Source organism: Mesorhizobium sp. M7D.F.Ca.US.004.03.1.1 (assembly GCF_003998635.1).
GTDB lineage: Bacteria > Pseudomonadota > Alphaproteobacteria > Rhizobiales > Rhizobiaceae > Mesorhizobium > Mesorhizobium loti.
Window position 1 is genome coordinate 1 of the sequence record NZ_RZQG01001198.1, and the last position, 1,510, is coordinate 1,510.

Sequence of the window (1,510 nt, forward strand, 5' to 3'; positions counted from 1 at the left end):
GCACTAGTACCATCCAGGTTGTGGGTTCGGGCAGCCAGACCATCGGGCTTGCGAGCCTGTCGGCAGTAGCGACGGCCGTGTCGAAGGGCGTTCCCGTCATCGGTATCGCTGGAATCATGCAGCGCGCGCCGGAATCGATTATCTCGCTCCAGAAGAAGGGGCCAATCAACAGCCCAAAAGATGTCGAAGGCAAAACTATGGGCGCTGAGCCTGGCGACCAGGCGCAACGGCTGTTCGATGCGTTTGCCGCGAAGACCAACATCGATCTTTCTACGATCAAGAAAGTCAATGTCACGAAGACCGGCGCCCTTCAGGCGCTCCTCAATGAGGATGTGGATTTCGTTGCGGCTTGGGCGGTTCCTGATGGAACCAAGGCCAACAAAATCAAGGCGATAAACAAGCCCCTTATGTTTGCCGACTATGGGGTCAACACCTTGAGTACCGGCATCTTCGTGACCACCGAGACTGCTGAGAAGAAGGCCGACACTCTAAAGAAGTTTATGGCTGCGACGATCAAGGCAGCTGACGATGTGGCCAAGGATCCGCAAGCCGGCATCGATGCTGTAAAAAAGGCGAGCGCGGACGTGGATCCAGAGATCCTGAAGATTGAGATCAAAGATCTGCCCAACATGCTCCACACTGACCATAGCAAGGGCAAGCCTTTTGGCTGGGTCGCGCAAGAGGATCTCCTTCAGACCATCGACATTCTCGAAACGTATTTCGGGATGGCGAAGGGCCTCACGCCGGACAAGATATATACGGATCGCTTTTTCCCACCGCAGAACTGACGGAATGCCACAATCGACAGATCCGGCGGAAGCGCGCCGGATCTGTTTTTAACATCAACCGAAGAATTTGAACGCCGATAAAGCAGTTGCGCAAATCTCAGGATTCTGTTGGTATGCCAAATGTCGACGGACGGTTGCGGAGGAGGAAGATCGTGGAAATTGCACCTTGGCGGGCCACCTGCATCCAGATGCGCAGCGAGCTGGCTATGCCGGCCCGAAACCCTCTTGAGGCATGGGAGATCATCAATCGAAACGTGAAGCGGGCCGTGGATTTGATTGAGCACGCATGCAACAGCCCCCAGCCGCCCCGGCTGGTCGTCTTGCCGGAATTCGCCTTTCAGGGGCCGCCGCACAAAGACGACATCGCTACGTGGCTCTCCAAGGCTTGCGATACGATCCCGGGACGAATTACCGAGCCCCTGCAGAAAATCGCTCAGAAGCGCGGCATCTACGTTGCGGGCAACCTCTTCGAGAGTGATCCGAGGTGGCCGGGTCGGTTTTTCAATAGCTGTTTTCTAGTCGCTCCAAACGGCTAGTTCATCGCGCGCTGCCGCCGAATCAATACGGCCATGTGGCCGTCGCCGCACGACTTCATGGACGATTATTTGAAGGAGCTTGGCGACGAGGGTGCGTTTCCGGTCGTCGACACGGAATTGGGCCGGCTTGCGTTGATCGCATGCGGCGAGATCTCCGTTCCGGAGGTGGCGCGTGTGTTCATGATG

The 1,510-nt window shown here is 56.6% G+C and carries 2 protein-coding genes; both read left to right on the plus strand.

Translation table 11 applies throughout. From position 1 onward, the window contains the following. The coding region (locus EN935_RS35505) for an ABC transporter substrate-binding protein (RefSeq protein WP_164771660.1) at positions 1-788 on the plus strand (788 nt) is incomplete at its 5' end. A gap of 152 nt (positions 789-940) precedes the next feature. Continuing rightward, positions 941-1,324 (plus strand): nitrilase-related carbon-nitrogen hydrolase, encoded by a 384-nt coding sequence (locus EN935_RS35510; protein WP_164771661.1) that lies wholly within the window; start codon positions 941-943, stop codon positions 1,322-1,324. Positions 1,325-1,510 lie beyond the last annotated feature (186 nt).